The sequence below is a fragment of the Bradyrhizobium sp. genome (assembly GCF_004799405.1).
Taxonomy (GTDB): Bacteria; Pseudomonadota; Alphaproteobacteria; order Rhizobiales; family Xanthobacteraceae; genus Bradyrhizobium.
This window is the reverse complement of record NZ_SSMW01000038.1, coordinates 25,992-41,854: the sequence shown is the minus strand read 5'-3', so window position 1 is coordinate 41,854 and position 15,863 is coordinate 25,992. Positions and strand designations below refer to the sequence as shown.

The window sequence follows — 15,863 nt, the reverse complement described above, 5'->3', positions numbered from 1 at the left end:
GCCCCTGCCCGCGCTGTCGAGCAGCACCGGGTTGAGATCGAGGCTCATCACTCTGGCCGCGGGATCGAGCATCAACTCGCCGATCTTGACCACGGCGTCGCACAGCGCCTCGACATCCATCGGCGGTTCGCCGCGCACGCCCGCGAACAGAGGCGCGATCCGCAACTTTCCAAGCGCCTCCATCACATCCTGCTTGGAAAACGGCGGCAACAGCAGCGTGGTGTCGCGGAAAATCTCGACGTATTTGCCGCCGTCGCCGACCGCCACGACGGCGCCGAACACGGGATCGCGATGCGCGCCGATCATGATCTCGCGCCGGCCGTCGGCCATTGCCGCCACGATGACGCCGTCGAACCGCGCGCCATGCTTGCGGATGATGCCTTCCATCTGCGCCCAGACCTCGCCGGCCTCTTCGCGGCTCTTGACGCCGAGTTTCACCAATCCAAGCTCGGACTTGTGGGCGATATCGGCCGAGCATCCCTTGACCACGACCGGGCCGCCGATCGCGGCGAAGGCCGCCACGGCTTCGGCCCGCGACCGGCACAACCGGTGCGCCACCACCGGGATGTCGCGCGCAACCAGCAGAGCGAGGCTGTCGGCTTCGTTCAGCATTGTCGTCGCAGCGGACGGAACCAGTGACGATATGTCTTTGGCGCGCGTCGCCTTGCGCGCGAGCGTACGCGCCATCAATTCGCGGTGGGCGAGAAATTGATGCAGCGCGGTGACCGCTTCGGTTTCGGTTGGAAATACCGACAGGCCTTCGGCGGCAAATTGATCGGCGACGCTGCGCTGGGTCGCTGCGATCACCAGCGGCTTGCCGGTCTGCCTGCCAAACGCCGCGGAGTCGCGCGCAAAGGCTTCCACGTCGTAACCGGGACCGGCGACGGGAATGCCGACCAGGAACGCGTCGGCGGCAGGATCCTGCGCGATCACCGGCAGGATGTCGCCGAACAGCCGCCCGTTCGACAGCAGCGCCGCGGTCAGGTCGATCGGGTTGGTGGTGGTGGCAAAACTCGGCAGGATACCCTTGAGCTTCTTGTCGGTTTCATCCGACAGCTTCGCCATCGGCATGCCCACCGCGGTCGCAGCATCCGCGGTCAGTACGCAGACCGCGCCGGAATTGCTGACCGCCACCAAACGCCTGCCCTTGGGCTTCCAGCCCTTCAGATAAAGTTCGGTCGCCTCCACCAGCCCGCGCATGTCCGGCGCGCGCCAGATGCCGTGATGTTCGAAGAACGCATCGACCACGCGATCCTCATTGGCGAGCGCCCCGGTATGCGATAGCGCCGCCTGCCGGCCAGCCTCGGAGCGGCCGGATTTCAGCGCGATGATCGGAAGATCCCGGTCGAGCGCTAGCGCGGCCAGCTCTTCGAGATATTTCGTCTCGGGAATACTTTCGAGATAGAGCAGCAGCAGTTTTACTTCGGGGTCTTCGGCGACCGCGACGGCGAGTTCACCGACCGAAATATCGGCGTCGTTGCCGGTGGCGTGGGTGTGGCGAACGCCGATGCCGCGTTGACGCAGGAATCCGACCGGCACCGTCGAGAGCGCGCCGCTCTGGCTCAGCATCGCGACGTGCCCTTCGGCGCGCTCCATGTCCATGAACATGGTGGAGAAGCTCGCGATCGCGCCGGTGCCGAAATTGGCGAGGCCTTGCGAATTCGGACCGACGATGCGCATGCCGGCCCTGTGCGCGGCCTCGACCATGCGCCGCTCCTTGGCCTTGCCGGCGACGGCATCGACCTCGCCGAAGCCCGACGCCATCACCACCGCGATCTTGACGCCGTGCGCGGCGCAATCCTCGACCACACCGATGGCGTTGTCGCCGGCGACCGCGACGATCACCATCTCGGGAGCCTCCGGCAGATCGTCAAGGCTGTTGTAGCATTTGTAGCCCTGCACCTCGGCGCGCGACGGATTGATCGGGAAGATCCTGCCCTTGAAGCCGAACTTGTCGAGGTAATGCACCGGACGGCCGCCGACCTTGTTGGGATTTTCCGAGGCGCCGATGATGGCGACGGATTTGGGATCGAGTGCGGCCTTGAGACGGCTCATGATCTTGTCCTTGCGAAGTATGGAACGAGGCGGCCGGCGAAGGGGACAAAACGCGCGGTGACGCGATCGCCGATCAAGAGATCGTTGTCGCCGTGCGCCATCATGCGAAAGCCTTCGGCGGCATCGACCAGAACGATGTTGTAGGGGATGTGCGCGCGGGCCTCCGGGGTGGCGGCGCGGCACACCAGCGACGTGGCGTAAATGACGCCCTCGCCGCCGGCGAGTTTCTCGACCGGGTCCGGCGCACCGCATGAACAACAGAAGCTGCGGCGGAAATATTGCCGCGCGTCGCAAGCCGGGCAGGATTGATAGACGATCGCTTCCGCGCCCGCGGTCCAGTCCTTCACGCCGCTCATCGCGTCCGCTCCAGAAACATACTGACATGCGACGACAGCACACCGCCGTCGCCGTGCAGCAGCGCGACCGAGGCGTCGCTCACCTGGCGATTGCCGGCGCGTCCGGTCATCTGCAGATGGGTTTCGACCAGATGCGCCATCGCGCCGCCAACGCCGCAATGGCCGTAGCTGAGGAGACCGCCATGGGTGTTGAGCGGCATCGCGCCGTTGCCATTAAAGTAGCCGGACCGCACCCGCGCCGCCGCCTCGCCGCGCCCGGCAAGGCCGAGGTCTTCCAGCAACATCGCCAGCGTGATGGTGAAGCTGTCGTAAATAGCCGCATAACGCACATCTGAAATCGCAACGCCCGAGGTGGCCTTGGCCCGCGCAATCGCGATCTCGGCGCCGAGTTCACTCAGACCTGGCATCGCCGTGACATGCTGATGCGTATGCGCCTGCGCGCAACCGAGCACGCGCACACCGGTCTCACCGGTGCGATCGCGGCTGACCACGAACGCCGCACCGCCGTCCGACACCGGGCAACAATCCAATAGCTTCAGCGGCAGCGCCACCGGCTTCGAGGCCATCACGTCGGCCACGGTGATCGCGTCGTGAAACTGCGCGCCGGGATGCGTCAGCGCGTGGCGGCGCATCAGCACCGCGCATTCGGCGAGGTCTTGCTGGGTCACGCCGTACTCATGCATATATCTCGAGGCGACGAGGCCGTAATAGGCCGGAATGGTCGGTCCCAGCACCACCTCGTAGTCGGGATGGCCGACCTGCGCCAGCGCCAGGATCGAGGCGTCGCGGCTTTGCCCGGTCAGGCGGTTCTCGCCACCGACCACCAGCACATGCCTGACGACGCCGGCTTCGACCAGATGATGCGCCAGCATCGTCATCGCGAGCCCGGTCGCGCCGCCGACCTGCACCGCATGGGCGTAGCTTGGCTTGATTCCGAAATGTTCGGCGAACACGGTTGCGAGCATGATGTGCGGCGAGACCGTGGAGTAGCCGCAGAGGATGCCGTCGACATCGGCGCGCTTCAAACCTGCGTCGGCAATCGCGAGCTCCGCTGCCTTGCTCATGAGATCGAGCGACGAAGAGCCCTCATGCCTGCCGAATGCCGTCAGTCCGACGCCGGTGATGAAGCTCATTTCAATACGACTTCGGCAGGCCCAGGACTTTCTCGGCAATAAAGCTGAGAATGAGCTGCGGGCTGATCGGGGCGATGCGCGGGATCAGGGATTCGCGCAAATAGCGCTCGACATGGAATTCCCTGGCGTAGCCAAAGCCGCCATGGGTCATGACGGCCTGTTCGCAGGCATGATAGCCGGCCTCGCCGGCGAGATATTTCGCGGCGTTGGCGGCGGGGCCACAGGGCAGGCCCTGATCGTACTGCCAGCCGGCCGACAGCGTTATCAGCCATGCCGCCTCCAGCTCCATCCAGTTTTTCGCCAGCGGGTGCTGGATCGCCTGGTTCTTGCCAATGGGGCGGTTGAATACGATGCGGGTCTTGGCGTAGTCCGCGGCGCGCGACAGCGCCAGCTTGCCGAGCCCGACCGCCTCGGCGGCGATCAGGATGCGTTCCGGATTCATGCCGTGCAGGATGTATTCAAAGCCGCGGCCTTCCTCGCCGAGGCGATCCGCAACCGGTATTTCGAAATTCTCGATGAACAACTCGTTGGAGTCGACGGCCTTGCGGCCCATCTTCTCGATCTCGTGCACGGCGATGCGGCCGCGATCGAAATCGGTATAGAACAGGCTGAGGCCGTGAGTCGGGCTCTTGACTTCTTCCAGCGGCGTGGTGCGCGCCAGCAGCAGGATCTTTTCGGCGACCTGGGCGGTGGAGATCCAGACCTTCTGGCCGTTGACGACATACTTGTTGCCGCTCCGCACCGCGCGGGTCTTTAGCTGCGTGGTGTTGAGGCCGGTGTTGGGTTCGGTGACGGCAAAGCAGGCCTTCTGCGTGCCGTCGACGATCGGCGGCAGCATCCGCTTGCATTGTTCCTCATTGCCGAACACCACCACCGGATTGAGTCCGAACACATTCATGTGCACCGCCGAAGCGCCCGACATGCCGGCGCCGGACTCCGCGATCGTCCGCATCATGATCGCGGCATCCACGATCCCAAGCCCCGAGCCGCCATAGGCCTCGGGAATGCAGATGCCGAGCCAACCGGCATCCGCCAGCGCCTTGTGGAAGTCGGCCGGGAACCCACCCTGCTTGTCCTTCTTCAGCCAATAGGCGTCGTCGAACCGCGCGCAGATTCTCGCAACCGCATCGCGGATCGATTCCTGGTTGGCTGTGAGCGCAAAATCCATCTCTATCAGTCCTGCGAAACGCCGGCGGTTCTGGTCACGCCGTCGCGCACCATTGCAGCGATCTCGTCCGCGGAGAAGCCGGCTTCGCGCAAAATTTCCTCGCCGTGCTGGTTCAGCCGCGGCGCCAGCCTCACGGGATCGACCGGCGTCTGCGACCAGGTGGCGGCGACTTTCATGTTGCGGATCGGGCCCTCGGTCGGATGATTGACGATGGGGAAAAAGCTGGTCGCGACCAAATGCGGGTCGTGCAGGATGCTCTCGAGATCATGCATCGGCATCACGGGCACGTCGGCCTTCTCCAGCAGTACGGTCCATTCGGCGGTGGTTCGCGCCTCGAAAATGCGGGCGAGTTCGGCATAGACCACATCGATATTGACGGCGCGCCCGGCAAAGGTTGCGAATTTGGGATTGCGGCGCAAGTCGTCGCGCCCGGTGGCCTTGAAGAAATTATCCCATTGCTTGTCGTTGTAGACGATCACGCAGATATAGCCGTCGGAGGTTTTGTAGGGCCGCCGGTCGCGCGACAGATGCCGCGCATAGCCGCCTCTGTCCAGCGGCGGCTCGTAGGTGAGACCGCCCATGTGATCGCCCATCACGAAGCCGGCCATGGTCTCGAACATCGGAATATCCAGCCGCTGGCCGCGCCCGGTGCGGTCGCGATGGACGAGGCTGGCGCAGATCGCGCCCACCGCCGTGAGCCCGACGATGCGGTCGACCAGCGCATTCGGGACATAACGCGGCACGCCGTCGCCGGTCTGCGCCATCAGAGCGGGCAGCGCGGTCGCGCCCTGGATCAGGTCGTCATAGGCGGGCTTGGCTGCATAGGGCCCATCCTGGCCGAAGCCGAACACGCCGGCATAGATCAGGCGCGGGTTGAGCTTTGCGACCTCCTCGTAGCCGAGTTGCAGCCGCGCCATCGCCTGCGGACGCACATTGTAAACCAGCACGTCGGCGGACGCGATCAGCCGCAGCACCGCGGCGCGGCCGGCCGGTTTTTTCAGGTCGAGGCAGATGCTGCGCTTGCTGCGATTGGTGTTGAGGAATACCGGACCCATGCCGGGATGGCGGGTCGGGCCGATCAGCCGCGTCACGTCGCCATCAAGCGTTTCGACCTTGATGATATCGGCGCCATAATCGCCGAGCATCTGGGTCGCATACGGTCCCATCAGCACGGTCGTCATATCCACGACCTTGACGCCCTCCAATGGTCCCATGATTGCGTTCGCTCCCGATGCGCGCGTTGGACTGCGCCATTTTCTCTGCCTAGTAACGGCAGGGCGAGGGCGAGATCAAGGGTATGGGTGGTATTGGACGATAGATGGGTGCGCTCAATGACGCGTTCCCCGGACGCAACGCGAAGCGGTGCGCTGCTGAGCCGGGGTCCATCTTACCTAAGCAACTCATGGATCCCGGCTCTGCGGCGCAGCGTGAAGAACGCTGCACCGCGTCCGGGACACGGCATCCGGCTACTTCACCGGCTCCAGCAGCGAGACGTAATTCGCCACCGCCGCACCGCCCATGTTGAAGATGCCGCCGAGCTTGGGGTCCCGGAGCTGCATGCCCTCGGGCGCCTGTCCCAAAAGCTGCATCGCGCTCATCACATGCATGGAGACGCCGGTGGCGCCGATCGGGTGCCCCTTGGCCTTCAATCCACCGGAAGGATTGATCGGCAGCTTGCCGTCCTTCTGGGTCCAGCCTTCCTTGATGGCGCGCGCCCCCTGCCCTCGCGGCGTCAAGCCCATCGCTTCATATTCGATCAGCTCGGCAACCGTGAAACAGTCGTGGGTTTCGACGAACGACAAATCCGACAGCTGCACGCCGGCCGATTGCAGCGCGCGCTGCCAGGCCACGGTGCAGCCTTCGAACAGCAGGATGTCGCGCTTCGACATCGGCAGGAAGTCCTGCACATGCGCGGTGGCCCTGATGTTGACCGCCTTGCCCATCGATTTCGCGGTTTCCTGGTCCGTCAGCACCAGTGCCGCCGCGCCATCCGACACCAGCGAACAGTCGGTGCGCTTCAAGGGCCCGGCCACGAACGGGTTCTTCTCGCTCTCGGAGCGGCAGAACTCGTAACCGAAATCCTTGCGCATCTGGGCGTAGGGATTGGCGACGCCGTTCTTGTGGTTCTTGGCGGCGATCATCGCCAGCGCGTCGGACTGGTCGCCGTGCCTCTGGAAATAGGCCTGCGCGATCTTGCCGAACACGCCGGCAAAGCCGCCGGGGGTGTCGCCATCCTCGGGCAGATACGACGCGCGGAGCAGGTTGCGGCCGATCTCCGGCGCCGGCGTCTTCGTCATCTGCTCGACGCCGACCACCAGCACGATTTTCGCCGCACCCGACGCAATGGCCTTGATGCCCTGATGCACCGCGGCCGATCCGGTGGCGCAGGCGTTCTCCACCCTCGTTGCCGGCTTGAAGCGTAATTGCGGATCGGCCTGCAGCACCAGCGAGGCGGTAAAATCCTGCGCCGAGAACCCGCCGTTGAAATGCCCGAGCACGATTTCATCGACATCGGCCGCGGAGATGCCGGCGTCGGCCATCGCATCGGTGGCGACCCGGACCACGAGACTTTCGACGGTTTCGGTATCGAACTTGCCGAACGGCGTATGCGCCCATCCGACGATGCTGGCTGTCATGGTGGTTCTCCCTGATTCAAGCGGGCGCGAGGCAAGCCGCACCGTATCATATAGGACCGGTTTTCGGCACCGGAATGGGGCCGTCCCTTCAATTCAGATCAAGCCACGAACTTGCCGCCAAGTTCGTCCTCGATGTGGATCCGGATGATGTCGTCGAAGGTCTTTTCGGCGGTGGTGAAGCCGAGCTTGACCGCCCGCTTGGCTTCGAAATTGCGCGGCCAGCCGTCGACGATCCCCATGATGAACGGGTCGGGCTCGCGCTTGATCCTCGCTGCCACCTTGTCGCCCGCCACCCGCTTCAAGGCTGCAATCTGCTCGCCGACGGTGGCGGAAAGGCCGGGCATGGTGAGGTTGCGCCGTGTTCCGGCGGTCGCGCTGTCCATGGTCGCGGCGTGAATCAAAAAGCCGACCGCCGAGCGCGGCGTGGCGTGCCAGTGGCGGACATCCTCGGATACCGGCAGCACCGCCTCCTTGCCCGCAAGCGGTTCGCGCAGGATGTTGGAGAAGAAGCCGGACGCGGCCTTGTTGGGCAAACCGGGGCGGATGCAGATCGTCGGCAGCCGGATGCCGATGCCGTCCATGAATCCACGACGGGAATAATCGGCGAGCAGCAGTTCGCCGATCGCCTTCTGGGTGCCGTAGCTCAACAACGGCGTCTGAAAGAATTCGTCGCCGATGGCGTCGGGAAACGGCGCGCCGAATACCGCGATCGACGAAGTGAACACGACCCTGGGCTTGTAGCCGCCGCCAATCAGCCTGACCGCGTCCAGCAGCATCCGCGTGCCGTCGAAATTGATCCGGTAGCCCTTGTCGAAATCGAGTTCGGCCTCGCCGGAGACGATCGCCGCGAGATGAAAGATCACATCGGGCCGGTCCGCGACCAGCTTTGCGGCGGCGCCCGGTACGGCGAAGTCGGATGTCACGGTATCGACCGGAAATCCCGCATTCGCCGGCTTCGCGGGCGCGACCACATCATGCAGGGTCAGCCGCGAGATGTCGCGCTTGCCGAGGCGGCCGTCGCGCAGCAGCCGCTCGCTCAATTTGCGGCCGACCATGCCGGCTGCGCCCAGAACCAGTATGTGCAAGACCCAACTCCTTCTTGTTCTTGGTTTTGGACGCCGGGCCCGCGCGCCTACTCTTTGACGGCTCCGGTCATTGCCGACACATAGTGTTCGACAAAGAACGCATAGAGGATGACCAGCGGCAGCGATCCCGCCAGCGCGCCCGCCATCAGCGATCCCCAGCGATAGATATCGCCGTCAACGAATTCGTTGACGATCGCCACCGGCACCGTCTTGTTCTGGGTCGATTGCAGGAAGGTCAGCGCGTAGATGAACTCGTTCCAGCACAGCGTGAAGCAGAAGATGAACGCCGAGATCAATCCGGGTATCGCCAGCGGCAGCACGATCCGGGTCAGGATCTGCCAGCGGCTGGCGCCGTCGATCAGCGCGCATTCCTCCAGCTCGAACGGGATGGTCTTGAAATAACCCATCAGGAGCCAGGTCGAGAACGGGATCAGGATGGTCGGATAGGTCAGGATCAGCGCCAGCGGCGAGTCGAACAGGCCGTACTGGAACACGACGGTGGCGAGTGGAATGAACAGGATCGACGGCGGCACCAGGTAGGACATGAAGATCAGTCCGCCGACCCATTGCGCGCCGCGGTATCGCAGCCGCACGATCGCGTAGGCCGCAAGCACGCTGGCTACGATCGAAAGAATAGTGGCGCAGACCGCGACATACATCGTGTTCCACAGCCAGTGCGGATAGTAGCTTTCAAACAACAGCTTGTGGATGTGCTTGAAGGTCGGATTCCAGGTCCAGAACGGATTGAACTTGTCGAGATCGAGCAGTTGTTCGTCGGGTTTGATCGCCGTCAGGCCCATCCAGTAAAATGGAAACAGCAGAACGATCACGATGATGGACAGCGGCAGATAAAGCGTCACCAGGCGGCGCGGCACCGACTGCAGATAGCTCATGCCCTCGCTATGATCGTCCATCGCGACCGTCGGCGACGAGCCGGATAACACGGCCTTGAGATCGATCCGCGAGGTGGGAAGATCAGTCATTGTTCCCACCCTGCTGCCACTTACGGCAACGCGTGCGAGGCTTGCCCCGTTCGCGCCAGAAAATAACGCAGCGCCACGGCTTAGTCATTGTTCTCTCCCTGCTGCCACTTGCGGCGCTGCAGTCCAAACCAGGAAACCATGATCGCCGCCAGCAGGAACGGGATCATCGCGCTCGAAATGGCCGCACCCTCGCCGAGCTGCCCTGCGATGATGGCGCGCTGGTAGGACAACGTCGCCATCAGATGGGTGGCATTGACCGGGCCGCCGCGCGTCATCGCCCAGATCAACTGGAAGTCGGTGAAGGTGAACAGCACCGAGAACGTCATCACCACCGCGATGATCGGGGTCAGCAGCGGATAGGTGATGTAGCGGAACATCTCCCACTTGCTGGCGCCGTCGAGCGTCGCGGCCTCATAAAGCGACGGCTGCACGGTCTGCAAACCCGCCAGTAGCGTGATCGCGACAAAGGGAACGCCGCGCCAGATGTTGGCGAAGATCACGCAGATCCGCGCCCAGGTGACGTCGCCGAGGAAGTTGATGTTCTGGGTGATCAGGCCGAGGTGCTTGAGCGACCACGAGATGATCGAGAACTGCGAATCGAATATCCACCAGAACGCCAGCGCCGACAGCACGGTCGGCACGATGAAGGGGATCAGCACCAGAGCGCGCAGCATCGCCTTGAACGGCATGTTCTCGTTCAGCAGCAGCGCCAGATAGAGCCCGATCGCGAATTTGATGGCGCTGGCGACCGAGGTGTAGAGCAGCGTATTGAATACCGACAGCCAGAAGATCGAATCGCCCCACAGCCATTCGTAATTCTCGACTCCGATGAATTCGCCGGGCCGTCCGATCTTGGCGTCGGTGAACGAAATCCAGATCCCCAGCCCCAGCGGATAGGCCAGGAAAAAGATCAGGAACGCCATCGCCGGCAGCATGAACCAGAAACCGAGCCAGTTGCGGTTGGTCCGAAGCTGGTCCCAGGTGGTGGCCTCGCGTATCTGCGCCTTGGCCATCCGGGGTTGCATTGCGATGTCAGCCATTGACGAAATCCCTTGTACTGACGATGCCGTCTCGCCGGAGCACGCGATAGAATATCAGATCGGGCGGACTGCAATCGCTCGCAGCCCGCCCGATTTTTACTCAGCGATAGATACGCTTCAACTGCCGTTCGGCAATCGCGATCGTGCCCTTGGCGTCTTCGCGACCCGTGCAGTAGTTGGCGAACATGTCCACCACCAGGAAGTCGGCGATGGCAGTTGCCGCCTTCTCGCCCGGGGTGCCGATGCCGGATGCGGGAAGCGCGCGCTTGCTGGCCTGTCCGAACACGGCGTTCTTTGGGTCTGCGGTCCACACCGGCGAGGAGTCATAGGCGTTGAGCGTTTGGGTGAGATATCCCCGTGCGCCGGACAGCCACTTATCGAACTGTTCCTTCTCCAGCATGAAGGCGATGAAGGCCTTCGCCGCGTTCGGATATTTGGTGAAGTTGAACGCCAGGATCGGAACGCACAGCTGCAGTTCGGTCGGCTTGCCGATCGGGCCGACCGGCATCAGCGCGTGATAGGTGTCCTCGGCGAGATCCTTCTTGGCCGGATCATCCTTGGCGGCGACATAGATCGAGATGCCGTTGGCGGTGCAATAGAGCTCGCCGGCCAGGAAGGCCTTGTTGTTGGACGAATCGTTCCAGGAGGCGACTCCAGGAATGAAGGTATCAGAGAGCGCCTTGCAGTATTCCAGCGCCTTCACGGTCTCCGGCGAGTTGATGATGACCTTGTCGTTCTTGTCGACGGTGTAGGCGCCATGGCCCCACAGGATCCAGTGCAGCCATCCGTTGGCGTCGCCGGTCGCATGACCGAGCGCGAAGCCAGCGGGGGTGTTGTTCGCCTTCAGCGCCTTGCACATCGCAAGGAAGCCCGGGAAGTCCTTCGGGAATTCGCTGAAGCCGGCCTTGTCGGTGGCCGACTTGCGGTAGGTCATGTAACCGCCGATGGTCGCGACCGGGATGCCGAGCCAGTCATTGCCCTGCTTGCAGGTGGCGGCGGCGGCGTCGGTCCATCCGCCGTACTTCTTGCCGAGGTAGTCGGCGACGTCGTTCATCTTCAGCACTTTGGTCGGAAACAATTGCGGCAGCGTATGCAGGCCCCAGGCCAGATCGAGACCCGAGCCGGTGTTCGCCGCGACCGAGGCCTTTGGCTGCACGTCCTCGAAGGATTCGCTGAACACGTTCATTTCGGTTCCGGTCGCCGCCTTGAACGCCGCGACCATCGCATTGAACGCGTCGTCTTCCGCCGGCACGAAGCGCTTCCAGCGCATCACGGTGAGCTTGGCGCCTTTTTCCGCCTTCCACGGCGCGGTTTGCGCCCAGGCCTTCGCAAAGTCGAACAGGGCCGGCCCGGTCAGTGCGCCGGCCGTCGCTAACGCGGTGCCGCCCTGAAGCAGGGTGCGGCGAGTAAAGTCATGCATAGTGGTTCCTCCGTAAGGTTTTTGATTTCTCAGGCGTTGAGCCGCTTACCCGTCGTCTCGTCGAACAAATGCACGAGCGCGGGATCTGGTTTAAGCCGGACCTTGTCGCCCGGATTGAATTGATGACGTTCGCGGAACACCGCGACGACCTGTTCTCCGCCGAGCTTGGCGAAAACCTGGGTTTCCGATCCCGTCGGTTCCACCACCACGATCTCGGCTTCGGCACCGTCGTCGGCGATGGTGAAGTGTTCGGGCCGCACTCCGTACACCGCGGGGCGGCCGTCGGAATTGGCAGGCGCCGAAGCCAGCGGCAACTTGACGCCGTTGGGGCCCTCGAAGCCGGCGCTGCCGTTCACCTTCACCCTGCCTTTAAGGAAATTCATCGCGGGCGAACCGATGAAGCCGGCGACGAACTGGTTATCCGGCCGGTCATACAATTCGAGCGGCGTGCCGATCTGCTCCACGATGCCGTCATGCATCACCACGATCTTGTCGGCCATGGTCATGGCTTCGATCTGGTCGTGGGTGACGTAGACCGTGGTGGTCTTCAGCCGCTGGTGCAGTTCCTTGATTTCGGTACGCATCGCCACGCGCAGCTTGGCGTCGAGGTTGGACAACGGCTCGTCGAACAGGAACACCTGGGGGTCGCGGACGATCGCGCGTCCCATCGCCACGCGCTGGCGCTGGCCGCCCGACAATTGCCGGGGATAGCGATCCAAGAGCGGCGTCAGGGCGAGGATTTCCGCGGCGCGGGCCACCCCCTTGCTGATCTCGTCGGCGCTGGCGCCCCGCAGCTTGAGCGAAAATCCCATATTGTCGGCGACCGTCATATGCGGATAGAGCGCATAGTTCTGGAACACCATGGCGATGTCGCGCTCTTTGGGCTGGACGTTGTTGACCACGCGGTCGCCGATCGAAATCGTCCCCGACGTGATGTTTTCGAGCCCGGCGAGCATCCGCAACAGGGTCGATTTGCCACAGCCGGAGGGCCCGACCAGAACAACGAAGGCGCCGTCCTCGATCGGGATCGACACGCCGTGCAGGACTTCAAAGCCGCCAAACGATTTCCGCACGTCGCGAATCTGCACCGACGACATACATACCCTCCCCGAAACACCCGACGGCCGGACGGCAAAGGCCCGGTCGTCCCTTATTTAACCGGGGGTCTTACCAGACTTTTTTGGCTATGTCGTTGGATCAAAGTCGTAGGTATCCTTCCACCCCGGCAAACATTGCGGACCGGGCCTCGGCATGCAAACATCCCGCGCCAACACGAACATTACGCACAAAAACAAGGCGTGTGCGCTGCGGGAGAAACCATGAACAAGCCGCTTACCGGGATCACCAGGCGCAAACTCCGTTCCAGCGAGTGGTTCAACAACCCTCATAATCCCGGGATGACCGCGCTTTATCTCGAGCGCTACCTTAATTACGGCCTGACCCGGCATGAGCTGCAGGCCGGCAAGCCGATCATCGGCATCGCCCAGACCGGCAACGACCTGTCACCCTGCAACCGCCATCACCTGGAACTGGCGCACCGCGTCCGCGAGGGAATTCGCGCCGCCGGCGGCATCGCGATGGAATTTCCGATGCATCCGATCCAGGAGACCGGCAAGCGCCCGACCGCGGCCCTCGACCGCAACCTTGCTTATCTCGGATTGGTCGAAATCCTGTTCGGCTATCCCCTAGATGGCGTGGTGCTGACCACCGGCTGCGACAAGACCACTCCCGCCTGCCTGATGGCCGCTGCGACCGTCAATCTGCCGGCCATCGTGCTGTCGGGCGGGCCGATGCTCAACGGCTGGCACAACGGTGTGCGTTCCGGCTCGGGCACGGTGGTCTGGAAAGCACGCGAGCAGCTTGCGGCGGGCGAGATCGACTACGAGGAATTCATGAATATCGTGGCCTCATCCGCGCCATCGGTCGGCCATTGCAACACCATGGGCACCGCCTCCACCATGAATTCGCTGGCCGAGGCGCTCGGCATGTCGCTGCCGGGATGTGCGGCGATCCCCGCCCCCTATCGCGAACGCGGCCAGATTGCCTACGAGACCGGCACGCGCATCGTCGGCATGGTGTGGGAGGATTTGAAGCCATCCGACATCCTGACGCGAAAGGCGTTCGAGAACTGCATCGTGGTCAATTCGGCGATCGGCGGCTCGACCAACGCGCCGATCCACATCAATGCGCTGGCCCGTCACGTCGGCGTGGAACTCTCGATCGACGATTGGCAGAAGTACGGCCATGAAATTCCGTTGCTGGTGAACATGCAGCCGGCCGGCTTCTATCTCGGCGAGGAATATCATCGCGCCGGCGGCGTCCCCGCCGTGGTGCGCGAATTGATGCAGCACGGGCGCATCCACGAGGGCGCCATGACCGTCAACGGTCACACCATGGGCGACAATTGCCGCCAAGCGCCGAAGCCCGATGGCGACGTGATCTGGAGTTACGACAAACCGCTGGTCAAGGACGCCGGTTTCCTGGTGTTGCGCGGCAATCTTTTCGACTCCGCGATCATGAAGACCAGCGTGATCTCAAAGGAGTTCCGCGACCGCTATCTGATCAATCCGAAGGACCCCAACGCATTCGAGGGCCGCGCCATCGTCTTCGAGGGGCCTGAGGATTATCACCACCGCATCGACGATCCCGCGCTCGAGATCGACGAGCACTGCATCCTGTTCGTGCGCGGCACCGGCCCGATCGGCTATCCCGGCGGCGCCGAGGTAGTGAACATGCAGCCGCCGGCGGCGCTGATCAAACGCGGTATCCTGTCGCTGCCCTGCATCGGCGATGGCCGCCAGTCCGGCACGTCGGGCTCGCCGTCGATCCTCAACGCCACGCCGGAAGCCGCGGCCAATGGCGGCCTTGCGATCCTCAGGACCGGCGACAAGGTTCGCATCGACCTCAACAAGGGCAGCGCCAACATTCTGATTTCCGACGAGGAGCTGAAGCAGCGCCATGCCAGGCTGAAGGCGGATGGCGGCTTCAAATACCCCGCCAACCAGACGCCCTGGCAGGAACTCTACCGCTCGACCGTCGGCCAGCAGGCCACCGGCGCCTGCATGGAGTTCGCGACCCGCTATCACGACATCGCCGGCACCGTCGGCGTCGCGCGTGACAATCATTAACAACGGCCGTCATTCCGGGATGCGCGTAGCGTCGGCCCGGAATCCATACTCCCGATCGTGGTTATGGATTCCGGGCCCGCGACTTCGCCGCGCCCCGGAATGACCAAAGACAGGAGAACAACATGTCTGACCGCCTGAAGGGCAAACGCGCGTTTGTGACCGCGGGTGCCGCCGGCATCGGCCGCGCCTGCGCCGTCGCCTTTGCGCGCGAGGGCGCCACGGTGTTCGCAACCGACATCGACGAAAAGGGCCTGGCGCAGCTGCCGAAGGACGGCGTCTCAGAGGTGGCGCGGCTCGATGTCCGTGACACCGCCGCGGTGGCCGCGATGGCCAAGCGCGTCGGCAAGATCGACATCCTGCTCAACGCGGCCGGCTTCGTGCATCACGGCACCGTGCTCGACTGCTCCGACGATCAGTGGGATTTTTCCTTCGACCTCAACGTCAAGTCGATGCACCGGACCATCAGGGCGTTCCTGCCGGGCATGCTGGAATCCGGCCACGGTTCGATCGTCAACATCTCCTCCGCCGCGGGCGTCTTCAAGGCCGCGCCCAACCGCTACGTCTATGGCGCAACCAAAGCCGCCGTGGCGGCGCTGACCCGCGCGGTCGCGACCGATTTCATCACCGGGGGCATCCGCTGCAATTGCATCTGTCCCGGCACCATCGAAACCCCCTCGATGCTTGACCGCGCCGCTGCCGCGGGGCCCGGAGGGCGCGAGATGTTCGTCAGCCGGCAGCCGATGGGGCGGCTCGGCACCGCGGAAGAAATCGCTTCGCTCGCGGTCTATCTCGCCAGCGACGAAAGCTCGTTCACGACCGGCGTCGCACATATCATCGATGGCGGCTGGACGTTGTAACC

Annotated in this window: 13 protein-coding genes; 2 read left to right on the top strand and 11 right to left on the bottom strand. The window is 63.6% G+C overall.

Annotated elements, in window-relative coordinates:
- The 11 genes from E7813_RS06985 to ugpC all read right to left on the bottom strand — a co-directional run.
- On the bottom strand, positions 1 to 2,055 hold a 2,055-nt coding region (locus E7813_RS06985), incomplete at its 3' end, for an acetate--CoA ligase family protein (protein ID WP_291572200.1).
- The gene (locus tag E7813_RS06980; protein ID WP_291572198.1) at positions 2,052 to 2,411 is read right to left on the bottom strand and encodes an OB-fold domain-containing protein; all 360 of its coding nucleotides are present in this window, start codon (positions 2,409 to 2,411) and stop codon (positions 2,052 to 2,054) included. The genes E7813_RS06980 and E7813_RS06985, both read right to left, overlap by 4 nt.
- The gene (locus E7813_RS06975) at positions 2,408 to 3,544 is read right to left on the bottom strand and encodes a thiolase family protein (RefSeq protein WP_291572196.1); all 1,137 of its coding nucleotides are present in this window, start codon (positions 3,542 to 3,544) and stop codon (positions 2,408 to 2,410) included. Before E7813_RS06975 ends, E7813_RS06980 begins: the two co-directional genes overlap by 4 nt.
- 1 nt (position 3,545) lies before the next feature.
- On the bottom strand, positions 3,546 to 4,712 hold the full coding sequence (locus E7813_RS06970; protein WP_291572194.1) for an acyl-CoA dehydrogenase family protein: 1,167 nt from the start codon (positions 4,710 to 4,712) through the stop codon (positions 3,546 to 3,548).
- Between the two features lie 5 nt (positions 4,713 to 4,717).
- Complete coding sequence (locus tag E7813_RS06965; RefSeq protein WP_291572192.1) at positions 4,718 to 5,926, bottom strand: CoA transferase; 1,209 nt, start codon at positions 5,924 to 5,926, stop codon at positions 4,718 to 4,720.
- Between the two features lie 252 nt (positions 5,927 to 6,178).
- Positions 6,179 to 7,348, bottom strand: coding sequence for an acetyl-CoA acetyltransferase (locus E7813_RS06960; RefSeq protein WP_291572190.1), 1,170 nt, complete (start codon positions 7,346 to 7,348; stop codon positions 6,179 to 6,181).
- Between the two features lie 98 nt (positions 7,349 to 7,446).
- Positions 7,447 to 8,433, bottom strand: a complete 987-nt coding sequence (denD, locus tag E7813_RS06955) for a D-erythronate dehydrogenase (RefSeq protein ID WP_291572189.1) — start codon at positions 8,431 to 8,433, stop codon at positions 7,447 to 7,449.
- A gap of 47 nt (positions 8,434 to 8,480) precedes the next feature.
- Positions 8,481 to 9,416 carry a carbohydrate ABC transporter permease gene (locus E7813_RS06950; protein ID WP_291572187.1) on the bottom strand — a complete coding sequence of 312 codons (936 nt, stop codon included), beginning with the start codon at positions 9,414 to 9,416 and terminating at the stop codon, positions 8,481 to 8,483.
- Positions 9,417 to 9,496: 80 nt separating this feature from the next.
- On the bottom strand, positions 9,497 to 10,456 hold the full coding sequence (locus tag E7813_RS06945) for a sugar ABC transporter permease (RefSeq protein ID WP_291572185.1): 960 nt from the start codon (positions 10,454 to 10,456) through the stop codon (positions 9,497 to 9,499).
- Positions 10,457 to 10,556: 100 nt separating this feature from the next.
- Positions 10,557 to 11,876, bottom strand: a complete 1,320-nt coding sequence (locus E7813_RS06940) for an ABC transporter substrate-binding protein (RefSeq protein WP_291572183.1) — start codon at positions 11,874 to 11,876, stop codon at positions 10,557 to 10,559.
- Positions 11,877 to 11,905: 29 nt separating this feature from the next.
- Entirely contained in the window at positions 11,906 to 12,973 is a 1,068-nt protein-coding gene (gene ugpC / locus E7813_RS06935) for a sn-glycerol-3-phosphate ABC transporter ATP-binding protein UgpC (protein ID WP_291572181.1), read from the bottom strand.
- A 222-nt stretch (positions 12,974 to 13,195) separates the two neighbouring features.
- On the opposite strand from ugpC, the gene E7813_RS06930 reads away from it, so the two are divergent.
- Both E7813_RS06930 and E7813_RS06925 read left to right on the top strand, forming a co-directional pair.
- Positions 13,196 to 15,004 (top strand): IlvD/Edd family dehydratase, encoded by a 1,809-nt coding sequence (locus E7813_RS06930; protein WP_291572180.1) that lies wholly within the window; start codon positions 13,196 to 13,198, stop codon positions 15,002 to 15,004.
- Between the two features lie 122 nt (positions 15,005 to 15,126).
- The gene (locus E7813_RS06925; RefSeq protein ID WP_291572179.1) at positions 15,127 to 15,861 is read left to right on the top strand and encodes an SDR family oxidoreductase; all 735 of its coding nucleotides are present in this window, start codon (positions 15,127 to 15,129) and stop codon (positions 15,859 to 15,861) included.
- Positions 15,862 to 15,863: the final 2 nt, after the last annotated feature.

Excerpts from the sequence above, each read along its gene's own strand:
- E7813_RS06980 (WP_291572198.1), bottom strand. The coding sequence starts at position 2,411 with ATGAGCGGCGTGAAGGACTGGACCGCGGGCGCGGAAGCGATCGTCTAT.
- E7813_RS06975 (WP_291572196.1), bottom strand. The coding sequence starts at position 3,544 with ATGAGCTTCATCACCGGCGTCGGACTGACGGCATTCGGCAGGCATGAG.
- E7813_RS06970 (WP_291572194.1), bottom strand. The coding sequence starts at position 4,712 with ATGGATTTTGCGCTCACAGCCAACCAGGAATCGATCCGCGATGCGGTT.
- E7813_RS06965 (WP_291572192.1), bottom strand. The coding sequence starts at position 5,926 with ATGGGACCATTGGAGGGCGTCAAGGTCGTGGATATGACGACCGTGCTG.
- E7813_RS06960 (WP_291572190.1), bottom strand. The coding sequence starts at position 7,348 with ATGACAGCCAGCATCGTCGGATGGGCGCATACGCCGTTCGGCAAGTTC.
- E7813_RS06950 (WP_291572187.1), bottom strand. The coding sequence starts at position 9,416 with ATGACTGATCTTCCCACCTCGCGGATCGATCTCAAGGCCGTGTTATCC.
- E7813_RS06945 (WP_291572185.1), bottom strand. The coding sequence starts at position 10,456 with ATGGCTGACATCGCAATGCAACCCCGGATGGCCAAGGCGCAGATACGC.
- E7813_RS06940 (WP_291572183.1), bottom strand. The coding sequence starts at position 11,876 with ATGCATGACTTTACTCGCCGCACCCTGCTTCAGGGCGGCACCGCGTTA.
- ugpC (WP_291572181.1), bottom strand. The coding sequence starts at position 12,973 with ATGTCGTCGGTGCAGATTCGCGACGTGCGGAAATCGTTTGGCGGCTTT.
- E7813_RS06930 (WP_291572180.1), top strand. The coding sequence starts at position 13,196 with ATGAACAAGCCGCTTACCGGGATCACCAGGCGCAAACTCCGTTCCAGC.
- E7813_RS06925 (WP_291572179.1), top strand. The coding sequence starts at position 15,127 with ATGTCTGACCGCCTGAAGGGCAAACGCGCGTTTGTGACCGCGGGTGCC.